17 protein-coding genes are annotated in these 16962 nt (G+C 61.5%); 10 read left to right on the top strand and 7 right to left on the bottom strand.

Features of this window, described 5'->3' with window-relative positions; genetic code table 11:
* Positions 1–53: 53 nt before the first annotated feature.
* The 5 genes from B5M41_RS25155 to B5M41_RS25135 are packed head-to-tail and all read left to right on the top strand — an operon-like array spanning position 54 to position 4388.
* A complete protein-coding gene (locus tag B5M41_RS25155; protein ID WP_134651926.1) occupies positions 54–917 on the top strand; it encodes an ABC transporter permease in 864 nt (287 codons plus the stop codon).
* Positions 918–920: 3 nt separating this feature from the next.
* On the top strand, positions 921–1718 hold the full coding sequence (locus B5M41_RS25150; protein ID WP_134651924.1) for an ABC transporter permease: 798 nt from the start codon (positions 921–923) through the stop codon (positions 1716–1718).
* Positions 1719–1720: 2 nt separating this feature from the next.
* Positions 1721–2377: a VOC family protein gene (locus tag B5M41_RS25145; protein ID WP_230640347.1), complete on the top strand. Its 657-nt coding sequence runs from the start codon at positions 1721–1723 to the stop codon at positions 2375–2377.
* Complete coding sequence (locus tag B5M41_RS25140) at positions 2374–3663, top strand: NAD(P)/FAD-dependent oxidoreductase (RefSeq protein ID WP_134651920.1); 1290 nt, start codon at positions 2374–2376, stop codon at positions 3661–3663. The genes B5M41_RS25145 and B5M41_RS25140 overlap by 4 nt, the downstream gene beginning before the upstream one ends.
* Positions 3664–3710: 47 nt before the next feature.
* A complete protein-coding gene (locus B5M41_RS25135; RefSeq protein WP_134651918.1) occupies positions 3711–4388 on the top strand; it encodes a DUF1028 domain-containing protein in 678 nt (225 codons plus the stop codon).
* Between the two features lie 69 nt (positions 4389–4457).
* On the opposite strand, the gene purU is transcribed toward B5M41_RS25135, so the two are convergent.
* The 7 genes from purU to B5M41_RS25100 all read right to left on the bottom strand — a co-directional run bounded on the left by purU (position 4458) and on the right by B5M41_RS25100 (position 11556).
* A complete protein-coding gene (purU, locus tag B5M41_RS25130; protein ID WP_134651916.1) occupies positions 4458–5342 on the bottom strand; it encodes a formyltetrahydrofolate deformylase in 885 nt (294 codons plus the stop codon).
* A 78-nt stretch (positions 5343–5420) separates the two neighbouring features.
* Positions 5421–6728, bottom strand: coding sequence for a type III glutamate--ammonia ligase (gene glnT / locus B5M41_RS25125; protein ID WP_134651914.1), 1308 nt, complete (start codon positions 6726–6728; stop codon positions 5421–5423).
* An 87-nt stretch (positions 6729–6815) separates the two neighbouring features.
* Complete coding sequence (locus B5M41_RS25120; RefSeq protein ID WP_134651912.1) at positions 6816–8144, bottom strand: FMN-binding glutamate synthase family protein; 1329 nt, start codon at positions 8142–8144, stop codon at positions 6816–6818.
* Between the two features lie 14 nt (positions 8145–8158).
* Positions 8159–8845, bottom strand: a complete 687-nt coding sequence (locus tag B5M41_RS25115; protein WP_134651910.1) for a GltB/FmdC/FwdC-like GXGXG domain-containing protein — start codon at positions 8843–8845, stop codon at positions 8159–8161.
* A 24-nt stretch (positions 8846–8869) separates the two neighbouring features.
* Positions 8870–9775, bottom strand: coding sequence for a class II glutamine amidotransferase (locus B5M41_RS25110; RefSeq protein ID WP_134651908.1), 906 nt, complete (start codon positions 9773–9775; stop codon positions 8870–8872).
* Positions 9776–9865: 90 nt separating this feature from the next.
* Positions 9866–10534: a helix-turn-helix domain-containing protein gene (locus B5M41_RS25105; RefSeq protein WP_134651906.1), complete on the bottom strand. Its 669-nt coding sequence runs from the start codon at positions 10532–10534 to the stop codon at positions 9866–9868.
* Positions 10535–10581: 47 nt separating this feature from the next.
* Positions 10582–11556, bottom strand: a complete 975-nt coding sequence (locus B5M41_RS25100; RefSeq protein ID WP_134651904.1) for a GlxA family transcriptional regulator — start codon at positions 11554–11556, stop codon at positions 10582–10584.
* A gap of 90 nt (positions 11557–11646) precedes the next feature.
* Here B5M41_RS25100 and B5M41_RS25095 point away from each other — a divergent pair, with 90 nt between their 5' ends.
* The 5 genes from B5M41_RS25095 to B5M41_RS25075 all read left to right on the top strand — a co-directional run.
* Complete coding sequence (locus B5M41_RS25095; RefSeq protein ID WP_134651902.1) at positions 11647–12897, top strand: sarcosine oxidase subunit beta family protein; 1251 nt, start codon at positions 11647–11649, stop codon at positions 12895–12897.
* 10 nt (positions 12898–12907) lie between these two features.
* Positions 12908–13183: a sarcosine oxidase subunit delta gene (locus B5M41_RS25090; RefSeq protein ID WP_134651900.1), complete on the top strand. Its 276-nt coding sequence runs from the start codon at positions 12908–12910 to the stop codon at positions 13181–13183.
* A complete protein-coding gene (locus B5M41_RS25085) occupies positions 13180–16143 on the top strand; it encodes a sarcosine oxidase subunit alpha family protein (RefSeq protein WP_134651898.1) in 2964 nt (987 codons plus the stop codon). Before B5M41_RS25090 ends, B5M41_RS25085 begins: the two co-directional genes overlap by 4 nt.
* Before the next feature lie 15 nt (positions 16144–16158).
* Positions 16159–16686 (top strand): sarcosine oxidase subunit gamma family protein, encoded by a 528-nt coding sequence (locus B5M41_RS25080; protein ID WP_134651896.1) that lies wholly within the window; start codon positions 16159–16161, stop codon positions 16684–16686.
* A 59-nt stretch (positions 16687–16745) separates the two neighbouring features.
* Positions 16746–16962: transposase (locus B5M41_RS25075; protein WP_230640285.1), on the top strand; the 217-nt coding region annotated here is incomplete at its 3' end.

Here is a 16962-nt window from a genome sequence, read left to right as displayed (position 1 = left end):
ATGGGTTGCCCTCTGAACGGGCGGCCCAAATCTCCCGCCAACGGATGCTTGCGATGAGCGATACCAGCCTGCAAAAGACATCGCCCGGCCGACGGATGCGACTGCTCGCGCCGCCATTTCTGGCGTTGCCTGCGGTTCTCTTTCTCGTCGTGTTCTTTGTTATGCCGCTGATCGACAACGGCATGCGCAGCGTGATCTCGAATGATGGCGGCTTTACCCTGTCGCGTTATGTCTCGCTGCTGACCGATGGTTTCTACCTCTGGATTATTGCCCAGACGGTGCTCCTCTCCGCCGGCGTGACGATCATCTCGATCATGATCGGGTATCCGGTCGCTTACTTCCTCGTCCGCAAGGCGGGCCGCTTTTCGGGGCTGATCATCTTTCTGCTGATCGCACCGCTTCTGACCTCGATCATCATGCGGACCTTCGGTTGGCAGGTGCTCTTTGCCCGGCGCGGGCTGGTGAACAATCTTCTGGTTGATCAGCTCGGTATTCTCTCAGCGCCGCTGAGGCTCACCAATTCGCCCGAGATCGCGATCGCCGCGCTTGTGCACGTCCTTGTACCCTTCATGGTGCTGTCGATCGCGACGGTGCTTCAGGGCATTGATACGCGCTTGGAAGAGTCTGCAAAAATCCTCGGCGCCAACCGGCTGCGCACCTTTTTCGAAGTCACGCTGCCGCTGTCGCTCGATGGGATCGGCACCGGTGCGATCCTCGTCTTCATGATTGCGAATGGCAGCTTCGTGACACTAGTCCTGCTTGGTGGCGGCATGCAGACATTGCCGCTGATGATCTACCAGCAGTTCAACACAACGCGCGATTTCGGCATGGCAAGCGCCATGAGCATGATCCTGCTGGTCATCGCCGTCTCCTGCCTGTTCCTGCAACTGCGCCTCGTGCGCCGCAAGGGAACCTGAACGATGAATCGTGACTGGATCAACCTCGGACTTGCCGCCTTTGTCGTCCTCTTCTTCGTCTTCATGCTGGCGCCGATCCTGATCGTCGTCCTCGTGTCCTTCACGTCCGCAGGCTATGTCTCTTTCCCGATTCCAGGCTGGTCGCTGAAATGGTTCGCCCATATCTTCGAATACCAGCCCTTCATCGATGCATTGATCGTCAGCATCGAGATCGCCATCGGGGCGACGATCCTGTCCTGCCTGATCGGCGTACCGGCCGCGATCTTTCTCGCGCGGTCGCGTAGCACCTGGGCCAGTGGCGTGATGACCTTTCTCCTGTCACCGCTGTCGATGCCGATGATCGTCATCGGTTTTGCCTCGCTCTTCTTCCTTTCCTTGATCGGCGTCGGTATTTCGTTCGCAGCTCTTTTGATCACCCACACCGTCGTTTGTCTTCCCTATATCGTGCGTACGGTTGCGGGCGTTTATGCCGGGATGCCGCGTTCCTATGAAGAGGCGGCGGCGATCCTCGGGGCAAATCCGCTTCTCACGTTCTGGCACGTCACTCTGCCACTGATCAGACCGGGTATCATGGCGGGGTCGCTGTTCTCCTTCCTCACCTCGTTTGACAACCTGCCGATCAGCTATTTCTTCGGCAGCGCCAGCACCAACACGCTGCCGGTGGTGATGCTGAGCTATATGGAAAACCAGTTCGACCCGACGATAGCGGCCTTGAGCACGTTGCAGCTTCTTCTCGCCGTCACCGCGCTCCTGATCGTCGACCGCGTGTATGGCATCGACAAGATGACGGTAGCGGGGTGAGCATGCGCCTGCCGATCGACCATCTCGTCATTCTCGTGCCGGATCTTGAGGCGGCCGGGGCCTCGTTCGAGGCTGCGGGTTTCCATGTGACGCCGCAAACACGCCATAGCGCGGCAATGGGCACGGCCAATCGGTGCATCATGCTTCAGGGCTCAAGTTATATCGAGATCATGGGTATTGTCGCCGAGACGCCTGCTAATGCGACATGGCGAAGACTGCTGGCGGAAGGAGCAGGCATCCGTGGCGTCGCCCTGCGCAGCATCGATGTCGATGCGTCGGCCAGCAAGCTTGCAGCGCTCGGCATCGCCGTAGAGCCCGTCCGGCATTTTTCCCGCATGACCGAATATGGCGTGTTGCGCTTCTCGATCGCTCGTATCGACCCCATCGCGACGCCCGGCCTGCAATGCCTTGTCTGCCAGCATCACACGGCCGATCTTCTCTGGCGTTCCGAAACCATGACGCATGCAAACGGTACCAGGTCTCTGACGTCCGTTATGCTGCCGCAGGCATCTTCGCTCTCCGCGTTCCCGATGGATGAAAGTGGGCACGGGATTGCCGTGGCAGCCGGCGCGGGAAAGCTCAGCTTTTCCGGCAGTCATGCGCAACATCATGACCTGCGCAGCGTCTGCGGCGTGGAGATCGAGGTTGTCGCCACATGACGTCTTGGCCTTCGGACAAACCATCCTCTCTCTGGATGGCGCTTTCGCGCGAAAAATTCGAGGCGCCTGCGTTGAGGAGCGAGACACGCGCGGATGTCGTCGTGATCGGTGGCGGCATTTCCGGGCTGTCGACGGCCCTTGAGCTTGCTCGACGGGGAAAAAAGGTCATCGTTCTGGAGGCGGTGCGGATCGGTTATGGCGCGTCGGGAAGAGCAAATGGCCAGGTCATTTCCGCGCTGACCCGGCATGGCCCGGACGCCATCCGAAAGATCTGGCGGGGGCAGAAGGGTGAGCGCTTCATACAGCTGGTGAAAGGTGCCGCCGATCAGCTTTATGACCTCGTCGAGCGCTACGAAATCGATTGCGACGCTCGCCGCAACGGCTGGCTGCAGCCGGCGCATACACCGGGGCGGCTGAAACGCGTCGGCGGCCTTGCAGCACAATGGGCGGCGGCCGGTGCGCCGACGGGTGTCCTATCGGACGAGGAGATGCGCGCAAGGCTCGGCACTGACGCATACTGCGGCGGCTGGGAGAACCGCGGCGGTGGTCATATAAACCCCTACGCCTTTACCTGTGGCCTTGCTCGCGCTGCTGTTTCCGAAGGCGCCGTCGTCTACGAAAACAGCCCCGCGATACGGTTCGTGCGCGACGGAGTCGACTGGATCGTCGAGACCACCGGGGGCCGCGTGCATGCACCAAAGATCGTTCTGGCGACGGCCGCCTATAGCGGCGATCTCTGGCAGGAGCTGACACGGTCTGTCGTGCCGGTGACATCCTATCAGGCGGCGACGGATCCGCTCGGCGCGCTGGCGGATGAGATACTGCCGAACGACGAAGCCGCGTCTGACACGCGTATGGATCTGCGTTACTTCCGCAAGGACCGTGAAGGGCGGCTGGTTTCCGGGGGCGCACTGACCATCCAGACTGGTGCCGCAAAGCGACTGCCGGCCATGGTGGGCAAGCGTTTGAAGGGGATGTTCCCATCCCTACCGGAAAATCCGATGACATCCTTCTGGGACGGCCGCATTGCGATGACGATCGACCGCCTGCCGCGTCTGCATCGGCGTGGTGACGGGATTTATGCCTGGATAGGCTGCAACGGGCGCGGTCTGGCGCTTGCCTGCGCCATGGGACCGGTTCTGGCCGATGCCGTCGAGGGCGTGCCGGACGAGCAACTCGCCGTGATGCCATCCATGCCGCCGGGCGTGCCTTTTTATCCGGTCGTCTCCCGTTTCGCGCGTCTGATCCTGCCCTGGTACCGATTCAAGGACAGCCGCGAGATCTGAGCAAGCATGTGCTCCAGAAGCATCCACGAATAAAGCAAGGTGGGGTTATGACGTTTTCACTTTCCGCACTCGACCGGAAAACCGGTATGTTCGGCATCGCGGTGGCGAGCTCCAGTATCGCCGTCGGCAATCGCTGCCCGTGGGCGCGGGCGGGAACCGGGGTGATCGCCACCCAGCATCGTACCGATATCCGCTGCGGTCCGCTCGGGCTCGATTTGCTCGGCAAGGGGTTTTCGGCAAGCGAGACGGTCGACATCCTCGTCGCTGGCAGCGAACACCCCAATCTTCGACAGTTCGCCGCAGTCGACAGGGACGGTCGGACCGCATTCTTCAACGGTCCCGATATCTCTTCCATCGCCACCGCGCATCAGGGCGACGGTTGTGTCTCGGTCGGCAATTTTATGGCCAACGACCAGGTCACGCACACGATGGTGCGGGGCTACGAGACCGCGGCCGGCATGGCGTTCGTGGAACGGCTGCTCGCGTCGCTCGATGCCGGTGTCGCCGCCGGGGGCGAGACGCAGCCGGCCATGGCCGCCGCGCTTCTTGTCGTCGACAAACACGCCTGGCCGCTGGTCGATCTGCGCGTCGATTTCGAACCCGAGCCCGCCACGAAGCTGCGCTCGCTGTGGCAAGCCTACGAGCCGATCGTCGACCGGTTCATCACCCAGGTGCTGGAGCCGGCGACCCTCAAGCCGCTGATCAATTCAGCGCTGCAGGTCTGACGAAGACAAACCGGCCGGCGGATCTGGAGGTCAAGGAAGTGACCGTGACGCCGAAAGGGAGCGAGGCGCTCAGCCCATGCGCTCTGACGCATAGCTCCCCGGGCTGGGAGGGAACACGACCGTCCGGCTGCCGTTGATCAGAACGCGATGGTGGATATGTGCATGAACTGCGCGGGCGAGAACCTGGGCCTCCACGTCGCGCCCGAGCGATACGTAGTCTTCCGCGGACTGGGCATGTGTCACCCGCACCGTGTCCTGCTCGATGATCGGGCCTTCGTCGAGATCGGCCGTCACATAGTGTGCGGTCGCGCCGACGAGCTTCACGCCGCGCTGATAGGCCTGCTTGTAGGGATTCGCGCCTTTGAAGGACGGCAGGAACGAGTGGTGGATGTTGATGATGCGGCCCGACATCCGCTGGCACATCTGATCGGACAGGACCTGCATGTAGCGCGCCAGCACGACGAGTTCCGTGCCGGTCGAGTCCACGATGTCCATGATTCTTGCTTCCGCCTGCGGCTTGTTCTCCTTCGTCACGGGAATATGGTGGAAGGGAATGTCCTGATTGACCACGACTTTCTGGTAATCGAGATGGTTGGAGATCACGCCGACGAGATCGATGGGCAGGGCACCGATCCGTGAACGATAGAGGAGATCGTTGAGGCAATGGCCGAAACGGGAAACCATCAGGAGCACCTTCATGCGCGTTTCCTGATTGTAAAGCTCCGTTTCCATCGAGAACCGGTCGGCAATCGACTTCAGTGCCTCCCGCAAATCCTCTTCCGTTTTTCCCTCCTCCGAAAGGAAGGAGATCCGCATGAAGAAACGGCCCGAGTTGAGATCGTCGAACTGTGAGCTGTCGACGATATTGCACGCCATATCCGCGAGGAAACCGGAAATTGCAGCGACGATGCCGCGCGTGGACGGGCAGGTGACAGTCAGGACGAAGGTCGTCAAATCGGATCTCCTCACGATGAGTGAAAAATCCCCGCGCCAGCCGGCGCGGGGAAAGCGACCACAAGGGTGTTACGGGAACTAGATATCGAGCGTTGTTGCGTGTTCCCAACTCGTGAATTGGGCACAATAGGTGTTCCACTCGCTCGTCTTCAGCTTGAGATAGGCGGCGGAAAACACGGTGCCGAGTGCGGCCTGCAACGCTTCGTCCTTTTCGTATTCGCGCAGAGCGTCGAGCAGGTTGAGCGGCAGCTTCGGTGCATTCGTCACCGTGTGGCCGTCACGATACATGTCTATGTCGTGGTGCGGCCCCGGATCGGCGTTGGAACGGAGGCCGGATAGGCCGGCAGCAATGATGATCGCCTGGAGAAGATAGGGGTTTACGGCCCCATCCGGCAGGCGCAGCTCGAAACGGCCGGGGCCGGGCACGCGCACCATATGCGTGCGGTTGTTGCCGGTCCAGGTCACCGTGTTCGGCGCCCAGGTCGCGCCGGAAATCGTGCGTGGCGCGTTGATGCGTTTGTAGGAGTTGACGGTCGGATTGGTGATCGCGGCCAGCGCCGAGGCATGTTTCATGATACCGCCGAGGAAGGTCTTTCCTTTGGCCGACAGCCCGAACGGCATGGCCTTGTCGGCAAAGGCATTCACTTTGCCATCGAGATCCCAGACGGAAATATGAGCGTGGCACCCGTTGCCGGTCTTGCCCTGAAACGGCTTGGGCATGAACGTCGCGCGAAGGCCGTGCTTTTCGGCGACCGACTTCACCATGAACTTGAAGAAGGAATGTTTGTCGGCGGTCTGGAGAACGTCGTCATATTCCCAGTTCATCTCGAACTGGCCGTTCGCATCCTCGTGGTCGTTCTGATAGGGCTTCCAGCCGAGCTCCAGCATATAACCGCAGATCTCGGCGATGACGTCGTAGCGCCGCATCACCGCTTGCTGATCATAGCAGGGTTTTTCGGCGGTATCGAATTCGTCGGAAATCATCGATCCGTCGGGTGAAATCAGAAAGAACTCGGGTTCCACACCAGTCTTGACGCGAAGGCCTTCCTCGGCGGCTTCCGCAACGAGCCTCTTGAGCACGACACGTGGCGCCTGCTCGACCGGCTCGCCGTCCATGACGCAGTCGGCGGCAACCCATGCAACGTCCTTCTTCCAGGGTAGCTGGATGACCGACGACGGATCCGGTACGGCAAAGAGATCGGGATGGGCGGGCGTCAGATCGAGCCAGGTCGCAAAACCGGCGAAGCCCGCGCCCTCTTGTTGCATGTCGGCGATGGCTTCGGCCGGCACGAGCTTGGCCCGCTGGCTGCCGAAGAGGTCCGTGTAACTAATCATAAAAAATTTGACGCCGTTCTCCTTGGCGTAGCTTGCAAGGTCGAGTGTCACCGTGTTCCCCTTTTGGATTATCCAGACACTTTCATGAGGTGTCGCCGCCTGCCTTGGGAGGATCAGGCGGCGACGGGTAGAAACTGATCAGAACCCTCCCTTGCCCGGAATCCAGCTGGTACCGGCCAGCGGCACCTGAGCCATGGCGGACGCCTCAATCGTGAGGGCAACGAGATCTTCAGGTTCAAGGTTATGCAGGTGGTTCTTGCCGCAAGCGCGCGCGATCGTCTGCGCTTCCAGCGTCATCACCTTCAGGTAGTTGGCAAGGCGACGGCCGGCGAGGACCGGATCGAGCCGCTTCATCAATTCAGGATCCTGCGTCGTGATACCGGCAGGGTCCTTGCCTTCATGCCAGTCGTCATAGGCGCCAGCGGTTGTACCCAGCTTCTGGTATTCCTCTTCCCAGTGCGGATCGTTGTCGCCGATGGCCACGAGCGCGGCCGTGCCGATGGCCACGGCATCGGCGCCGAGCGCTAGCGCCTTGGCCACATCGGCGCCCGAGCGGATGCCACCCGAGATGATCAGCTGCACCTTGCGATGCATGCCGAGATCCTGCAGCGCCTGGACGGCTGGACGGATGCAGGCAAGCGTCGGCATGCCGACATTCTCGATGAACACGTCCTGGGTTGCCGCCGTGCCGCCCTGCATGCCATCGAGCACGACGACGTCAGCCCCGGCTTTCACGGCGAGCGCGGTATCGTAATAGGGCCTGGCGCCCCCGACCTTCACATAGATCGGCTTCTCCCAGTCCGTGATCTCGCGCAGTTCGAGGATCTTGATCTCCAGATCATCAGGACCGGTCCAGTCGGGGTGGCGGCACGCCGAGCGCTGGTCGATACCCTTGGGAAGGTTGCGCATGTTGGCGACACGGTCGGAGATCTTCTGGCCGAGGAGCATGCCGCCGCCGCCAGGCTTTGCGCCTTGGCCGACGACAACTTCGATCGCATCGGCGCGGCGAAGGTCCTTCGGGTTCATGCCGTAGCGCGAGGGCAGGTACTGGTAGACGAGCGTCTGCGAATGGCCGCGTTCCTCATCCGTCATGCCGCCGTCGCCCGTCGTCGTCGACGTGCCGGCGATGGTTGCGCCACGGCCAAGCGCCTCCTTGGCATTGCCCGAGAGCGCACCGAAGGACATGCCGGCAATGGTGATCGGCGTCTTCAGCGTGATCGGCTTCCTGGCGAAGCGCGAACCGAGCACGACCGACGTGTCGCACTTCTCGCGATAGCCTTCCAGCGGATAGCGCGAGATCGAGGCACCGAGAAACAGCAGGTCGTCGAAATGCGGCACCTTGCGCTTCGTACCAGCGCCGCGAATGTCGTAGATGCCGGTTGCCGCGGCGCGGCGGATTTCCGCCAGCGTATAGTCGTCAAACGTCGCGGACTTGCGGGGAGGGGTGAGGGGGTTGTGATAGCTCATGGTTGTCCCTTGCCTCAATACGCGTCGGCATTGTCGATGTTGAAATTGTAGAGCTTGCGGGCGGAGCCGTAGCGCTTGAACTCTTCCGGCTTGACGCCGGTGACGCCGGCCTTCTCAAGCAGCTCTGCGAGCTTCTCCAAATGTTCCGGCCGCAGCTCCTTCTCGATGCAATCAGCGCCTAGGCTTTTGACGGTGCCGCGTACGAAGAGCTTTGCCTCGTAAAGTGAATCTCCCAAGGCATCGCCGGCATCGCCGAGCACGACGAGATGGCCCGATTGCCCCATGAAGGCCGACATATGACCGATGTTGCCGTGAACGACGATATCGATGCCCTTCATCGAGATGCCGCAGCGTGAGGCGGCATTACCCTTGATGACAAGCAGGCCGCCACGACCGGTGGCGCCGGCATACTGGCTCGCGTCACCCTCGATGACGACGGTGCCGGACATCATGTTTTCCGCCACGCCGGGGCCGGCCGAGCCCTTGACGGTCACGGTGCCGCCGTCGTTCATGCCGGCGCAGTAATAGCCGACCGAGCCGCGCACTTCGACGCTGACGGGACTGTCGATGCCAACTGCCACCGCGTGGCTGCCGCGCGGATTGACGATCTCGAAGGCGGTGTCATTTGCCCCTTTGGAAAGGGTGTGGAGGGCACTGTTCAGTTCGCGCAGGGGCGTTGTGGAAAGGTCAAATACAGGCATTTTAGGGCTTTCTCGGTTAGCCGATCACGCAGCTTTTTCGTGGTCCCAGAAGTACACGGTCGATGGTTCCGGCTCCCACACGCGGGCGTCTTCGATGCCCGGCAGGTTGACCAGCGCGCGGTACTCCGAACCGAAGGCAACATACTGGTCCGTCTCGGCCATCACGGCGGGCTTGCAGGCGATCGGATCGCGTACGACGCCGAAACCGGATTTCGTGCCGACGACGAAGGTGAAGAAGCCGTCCAGATCATCCAGCGCGCCTTCCAGCGCCTGGCCGAGATCCTTGCCCTTTGCCATCTCCGCCGTCAGGTAGGCGGCGGCCACTTCGGTGTCGTTCTGCGTTTCGAACGTCATGCCTTCGCGGATCAGTTCACGGCGCAGGTTGTTGTGGTTCGACAGGGATCCGTTGTGGACGAGGCACTGGTCGGCGCCGGTCGAGAAAGGGTGCGCGCCAAGCGTCGTCACAGCACTTTCCGTCGCCATGCGCGTATGGCCAATACCATGGGTGCCGCCCATCGAGCGCACGTCGAAACGGGCTACGACGTCCTTGGGCAAGCCGGTTTCCTTGTAAATCTCGATAGAGTCGCCTGCGCCCATAATCCGGATATCCGGACGGATCGATGCAACGGTCGCGCGCGTTGCGGCGATGGCATCGGCTGCCACTTCGATGACGGCATGCGTGCTCTTGACCGTCACCTTGGCATCGATGCCGGCGGATGCGAGCTCTTTGTCAAGAGCAAGGAAGTCCGTTTCGGGATGCGCTGACTGCAGCGTGACCTTGGCTTTGCCTTGCGCCGGCGCGCCGTAGATCGCGATACCGGCCGAATCCGGGCCGCGATCGGTCATTGTGATCAGCATATCCGAAAGCAGTGTTCCAAGCTGCGGTTCAAGGCTCTTGTCCTTCAGGAATAGTCCAACAATGCCGCACATGTGCGCCTCCATTTGTCTCGCTGACAAATGGCTACCACGCACATCGCCCCATATCAACTGGCAGGAATAAATATTTCGTGCTGGGAAACTTTATCGTGCCGGTCGCGACTGGGTCGGGTAGCTGATGATCGAGAGATAGCGTGCCGGAAGCTTCAGCAGTTCCTGAGGCCCATGCGGTGCGTCCGCGTCAAAGAATAGGCTATCGCCTGCCTCCATCCTGAAAACCTGGTCACCGTGGCGATAAGCGACCGCTCCCTCCAGCATATAGAGAAATTCCATGCCCTCATGCTGGAAGGTCGGGAAGATGTCCGACTCGGTCGTGAGCGTGATGAGATAGGGTTCTACCGTCACGCCACTCGAATTGTTGTCGATATGGCCAAGCAGGCTGTACTGGTGGCCGGCGCGCGTGCCGCGGCGCTCGATGTTAACGCCTTCGCCGGACTTGACGAAGGTGGCATTGCGCGGCTCTTCAAAGCCCCGGAAGAACGCGGTCAGGGGCACGCCGAGAGCCTTGGACAGAGACTGCAGGGTCGTCAGCGACGGTGAGATGTTGCCGTTTTCAATCTTCGAGAGCGCACCGACCGACATGCCGGTGGCGGCAGCCAGATCGCCGCCGGTGATGCCGAGTTTCTTGCGATAGGCTCGGACCTCGTGACCAATCGCCATTTCCAGGTTCTTCTCGCGCGGTTCGCGTACCGCGTGCGGGTTCTGCGAAAGTGCATTCTGCGCCTTTTTGGAGATCTGCTTTCCGCTTGTCATGTCCCACCGCTTTCTTCAGTCAAATGTTCCCTACAGGAATACAGCGCTTATTCGTAGGAAAATCTTGTCCGTAGCGCTGTGGGCGTTTCGCCGAAACGTGCCTTGAAACTGGTCGACAGATGCGCGGCACCGGAAAAACCCGTGGCGAAGGCAATCTCCGCGACCGAAAGCGGGCTCTGCTCCAGCAGGCGACGGGCATGGGCGAGGCGGATATTGCGATAGGTTTCGAGGAAGCCGCCGGCCATGTGCACGGCAAACAGACGATCGAGATGGCGGACACTGATGCCCGCAAGTTTCGCCATGGCTGCACGATCGAGAGGAACTTCGATCGTGGCTTCCATTTTCTCAAGAACGGTCAAGAGCGCGGGGTGGTGCGTTCCGAACCGCTCGGGCAGGGACCCGCGCTGTGGTGCGCCCGGTTCAGCCACGGCCGTATGCAGATACCAGTCACTGACCCGTCGCGAAAAGTGTGTGCCCATGCGTTCGCTGATCATGGCATGCATAAGATCGAGCGGCGCAATCCCGCCCGCGCAGGTGACTCGGTCGCCGTCGATCACATATCGCGCGTGGCGCGGTGCAAGAGCGGGAAACGATTCCCTCAGCAGGCTGGCGTGTTCCCAGTGTATGGTAAAGTCTCGGTTGTCGAGCAGGCCCGCTGCCGCCAGAACATAGGCACCGCTCGAGATGCCGCCGATGCGAACACCTTTCCGTCCGAGACGCCGTAGAATAGGGTGGGCGTCCTCGACGGTACTCCAGTCCTTGGGGCCGCCCCCCGCGCAAACGAACACCGTGTGGCATGTCTCTCCCAGCGCGGCCAGCTCTGCGCATTCGACGGTCACGCCCGAGGAACTTGCGACCGGACGACCGTGAAGCGAAAGCGGAAGGGCCTCGTAGAGATCGAGCCCAGCGATGAGGTTTGCCGCCCGCAGCGGTTCCACGGCGGAGGCATAGGACATCAGGGCGAAGTTCTGCACGAGCAGAAATCCGATCCTTTGGGTTCTTTTGGTGTCGGCCGTGGTCATGGCCTGTTTCTATATCATTCTGTCCCTTTTTTGAAAGTACGATGTCGAAAGTGCGTTTACCCTCCGGCCTGTGATCGTCGAGGCCTGACCATGCGTTATTCTGCTTTATCCATTCTCCTCAATGGGCTGACGGGCAACCGGTCCTGGCGCTCCGCCTGGAGGGATCCGCAACCCAAGATCCACTACGACGTGATTATTGTAGGAGGCGGTGGCCATGGGCTCGCGACGGCTTACTACCTGGCCAAGGAGTTCGGCATCACCAATGTCGCCGTGCTTGAAAAAGGCTATATCGGTTCCGGCAATGTCGGCCGTAACACGACGATCATCCGATCCAACTACCTGCTCGAAGGCAACAATCCCTTCTACGAATTTTCCATGAAGCTCTGGGAAGGCCTGGAGCAAGACTTCAATTTCAACGCCATGGTGTCCCAGCGGGGCGTCGTCAATCTCTATCATTCCGACGCCCAGCGCGACGCCTATACGAGGCGTGGCAATGCGATGCGCCTGCATGGCGTGGATGCGGAGCTGCTCGATCGTGCGGCGATCAAGTCCATGCTGCCTTTCCTCGATTTCGACAATGCCCGTTTCCCGATCCAAGGCGGCCTTATGCAGCGCCGCGGCGGCACGGTGCGACACGATGGAGTTGCCTGGGGGTATGCGCGTGGCGCCGATAGCCGTGGCGTCGATATCATCCAGAATTGCGAGGTGACGGGTATCCGTCGCGAAAACGGCCGCGTCACCGGCGTCGAGACCACCCGCGGCTTCATCGGCTGCGGCAAGCTCGGCCTTGCGGCGGCTGGCAATTCCTCGCGCGTTGCCGAGATGGCGGGCATGAAGCTACCGATCGAAAGCCACGTCCTGCAGGCCTTCGTTTCGGAGGGTCTGAAACCCTTCATCGATTGCGTGGTGACGTTCGGTGCCGGCCATTTCTACGTGTCGCAGTCCGACAAGGGCGGGCTCGTTTTCGGTGGTGACATCGACGGATACAATTCCTATGCGCAGCGCGGAAATCTTGCGACGGTCGAGCATGTCGCGGAGGCCGGCAAGGCGATGATCCCGGCACTGTCGCGCATTCGCGTCCTGCGCTCCTGGGGTGGCATCATGGACATGTCGATGGACGGCACACCGATCATCGACAAGACGCCGACCGACAATCTCTACCTGAATGCCGGCTGGTGTTACGGCGGCTTCAAGGCCACGCCGGCCTCCGGCTTCTGCTTTGCCCATCTCATCGCCAAGGACGCGCCGCACCCCACGACGCGGCAGATGCGTCTCGACCGTTTCGAGCGCGGCTATCTCATCGACGAAAAGGGCCAGGGCGCCCAGCCTAACCTTCATTAAGGATGCCACGATGGCCAGCCTCGTCACCTGCCCGCATTGCGGACCACGCCCGAAGGAAGAGTTCACCGTCAAGGGCGCCGCGTTGCCACGCCCGGATCCTGACGCCTCACCGGAGGCCTGGGTCGATTTCGTCTATCTGCGCGATAACCCTCGCGGCGCCTATCGCGAATACTGGCATCACACATCCGGTTGCCGCCGCTGGCTGGTGATCAAGCGCGATACCGCAACCCATGAAATATACACGACCAGTGACGCCGCCGGCCACCGCGGCGAGGTGACCCCATGACGCCCTTTCGTCTTTCTGCCGGCGGTCTCATCGACCGTTCCAGACCGCTTTCCTTCTCCTTCGACGGCAAGGCGCTGAGTGGATTTTCGGGTGACAGCCTCGCCTCGGCGCTGCTTGCAAACGGTCGTCTCCTTGTCGGCCGCAGCTTCAAGTATCATCGTCCGCGCGGCATCCTCACTGCGGGCAGCGCGGAGCCGAATGCGCTGATGACGATCGGCCGGGGTGGACGCACGGAGCCGAACACCCGGGCCACCATGCAGGAACTCTATGACGGCCTCGAAGCGAGCAGCCAGAACCGCTGGCCGTCGCTTGATTTCGACATCGGCGCCTTCAACAGCTTGTTGTCGCCCTTTCTCAGCGCGGGGTTCTACTACAAGACCTTCATGTGGCCGTCAGGCCTCTGGGAGAAGCTGTACGAGCCCTTCATCCGTCGCGCTGCCGGTCTTGGGCGGGCAAGCTGCGAGGCGGACCCGGACGGCTATGAAAAGGCTTGGATTCACTGCGACCTTCTCGTCGTCGGTGCGGGAGCGGCCGGTCTTGCCGCTGCCCTTGCCGCCGGCCGCGCCGGTGCGCGGGTCATTCTCGTCGACGAGCATTCGCGTTGCGGCGGCGGCCTGCTATCGGAAACGGTCCGTATCGGTGACGAAAGTGCGACGGAGTTCGTGGCGACGGCGCTGGCGGAGCTCGCCTCGCTGTCAAACGTCACAGTGATGCCGCGCACCACGGTTTTCGGCTGGTACGACGGCAACGTCTTCGGTGCCGTCGAACGCGTGCAGAAACATGTGCAGGCGCCTCTGGAGCGGCTTCCCGTCGAGCGCCTCTGGCGCATCGTCGCCCAAAAGGCCCTATTGGCGACCGGCGCGGAGGAGCGCCCACTCGTCTTCGGCGGAAACGACATCCCCGGCGTAATGATGGCAGGTGCCATGCGCACGTATCTTAACCGCTACGCCGTCGCACCGGGCAAGAGGGTCGCGATCTTCACGACCAACGACAGCGGTTACGCGCTCGCGCGCGATCTGGAAGCTGCCGGCACAAGCGACGTCATCATCATCGACAGCAGGGCCGAAGGGGCGGATTTTCCGTATGCCGGCGCGGCGAAAATCATGAAGGGCGCTGTGGTCTCGGACGCGCACGGCGGAAAGAGCCTATCGGCGATCACGATCACGCGTGAGGGGCGGACGCAAAGGCTTGCCGTCGATGCCCTGGCGATGTCGGGTGGCTTCAATCCGGTCATCAGCCTTGCCTGCCATCGTGGCGGCAGGCCGCAATGGGATGCCAAATCGAACGTCTTCCTGGCGCCTTCCGATCTCAAGGGGCTCATGCTTGCGGGTGCTGCGGCCAATGTCGATGGGACCGCCGCCTGCCTGCACGATGGCTTTGCCAAGGGTGTCGAATGTGCCGAGGTTTTGGGTTACAGCGCCGCCCGCACGATCGCTCCCGCCGTAACCGACGACTTGGCCTCGACAGCTAAGCCGCTCTGGTCAATTCCGGGCGTGCGCGGCAAGGCCTTCGTCGACTTCCAGAACGATGTTCATCGCAAGGATCTCGGTCTCGCCGTCCGCGAAGGGTATGGCCATGTAGAGCTCGCCAAGCGTTACACGACGAACGGCATGGCTACGGATCAGGGCAAGCTCTCGAACGTCAACGCCATTGCTCTGTTAGCGGAAGCGCGCGGTGTATCGCCGGGGGATGTGGGAACGACGACCTTCCGGCCGTTCTATAGCCCTGTTTCCTTCGGCGCTCTCACGGGTACTTCGCACGGCAAGCACTTCCAGCCGGTACGCAAGTCGCCGCTGCACGAATGGGCAAAGCGGAACGGTGCCGTCTTCGTCGAAACGGGCCTCTGGTATCGCTCGTCCTGGTTCCCGCGCGCTGGTGAAACGGCATGGCGAGAAAGCGTCGATCGCGAGGTTGTGAACATCCGCAAGAATGCCGGCCTTTGCGATGTGTCCATGCTCGGCAAGATCGAGATCACCGGCACCGATGCTGCGGAGTTCCTGAATCGCGTCTATTGCAACGCCTTCCTGAAGCTTCCGGTCGGCAAGGCGCGCTATGGCCTCATGCTGCGCGAAGACGGCATGATCTACGACGATGGCACCACCAGTCGCCTGGACGAAAACCGCTACTTCATGACGACGACGACGGCCTATGCGGCGGGCGTGATGAACCATCTGGAATTCTGCGCGCAAGCGCTCTGGCCGGAACTGGACGTGCGGCTCGCGTCCGTCACCGATCAGTGGGCGCAGATGGCGGTTGCCGGCCCGAAGTCGCGTCAGATCCTTCAGGCGATTGTCGATACGGATATTTCCGACGAGGCTTTCCCGTTCCTGGCCGCTGCCGAGGTTTCGCTCTTCGGCAGTCAGGTTCGCGGACGGCTCTTCCGCATCTCCTTCTCTGGCGAGCTTGCCTATGAGCTGGCGGTACCGGCCGGCTATGGCGACAGCGTAGCCGGTGCCATCATGCAAGCCGGCGCCGAACATGGTATCCAGCCCTACGGCGTCGAGGCGCTGTCGGTGTTGCGTATCGAGAAGGGGCACGTCACCCACAACGAAATCAACGGCACGGTCGTACCGGGTGATCTCGGCTTTGGCCGCATGGTTTCGACCACAAAGACCGATTTTATCGGCAAACGAATGTTGGAGCGGGAAGGCCTAAATGCGCCGGACCGGCCGCAGCTCGTCGGCATCATGCCGCTCGACCCCGCAACGGGTTTCCGCACCGGTTCCCACATCCTCGCAAAGAATGCCGAGGCCACACTGGAGAACGACCAGGGCTACATCACCTCGAGCTGCTACTCGCCGCATGTCGGCTCCACCATCGGTCTTGCGCTGGTGCGCCGCGGGCGGGAACGGCATGGCGAGGAAATCATGGTCTGGAACGGTCTGCGCGGCGAGTTCACGCCCGGACGGATCTGCGCTCCGGTGTTTTTCGACGCAGCCAATGAAAAACTCCACGCCTGATTGAAGGAGAACTGGATGTCAGCCTACCGTGTCACGCAGCACGCCGCCCTGGCCGATCGCAAGCCCGTTGTGCGCACCGGTGTCAGCCTGGAAGCCCTAGCCGAGGGCACTGTCCTGCATCTTCTGGCGCGTCCCAATACCGCCTTACCGGAAATCATCGGCGACGCCGCCCTTTCCGGCCTCTTGCTTCGCTCCGTATCGGTTGGGCAATGGTTTGCCGTAGGCCGGGTCGCCCTACGGTATGAGGATCTCGACGCAATCCAGCAAAAGCTGAAGCCGGTCGCGGACGTCGTCGACCAGAGCCATGGGCGCGTTGGCATCCTCGTGCGCGGCCCGCATGCCACCCACGTCCTCGCCAAGGGTACGGCTATCGACCTGGCGGATGCTACGTTTCCGGTCGGGCAGTCGTCCACGGCACTTATCGGCCATATAGCAGCACATATCACCCGCACGGAACAGGACGCGTTCGAACTCCTCGTGCTGCGTGGCTTTGCCGAAAGCCTGTGGGACGATCTCGTTCGAATGAGCCTCGAGTTCAGCTAGGCTCAGGACCTATTAATTTCGTTTGAGATGTGCTTCACGGCTTCCAATAGGAGGCCTTGATGGGTGATTTGTTTCTGCTAAGCGAGCGCCAGATGGCGCGGATATCGCCGTTCTTTCCGCTGTCCCACGGAGTGCCGAGGGTCGATGACCGCCGGGTGGTGAGCGGCATCGTCTACGTTATTCGCAACGGTCTCCGGTGGAAGGACGCGCCGACTGGCTACGGTCCGCATAAGACGCTCTACAACCGCTTCATTCGCTGGAGCCGGCTCGGCGTCT

It is taken from the genome of Shinella sumterensis (assembly GCF_004514425.2).
GTDB classification, from domain to species: Bacteria; Pseudomonadota; Alphaproteobacteria; order Rhizobiales; family Rhizobiaceae; genus Shinella; species Shinella sumterensis.
This window is presented reverse-complemented; position numbering and strand designations above follow the sequence as displayed.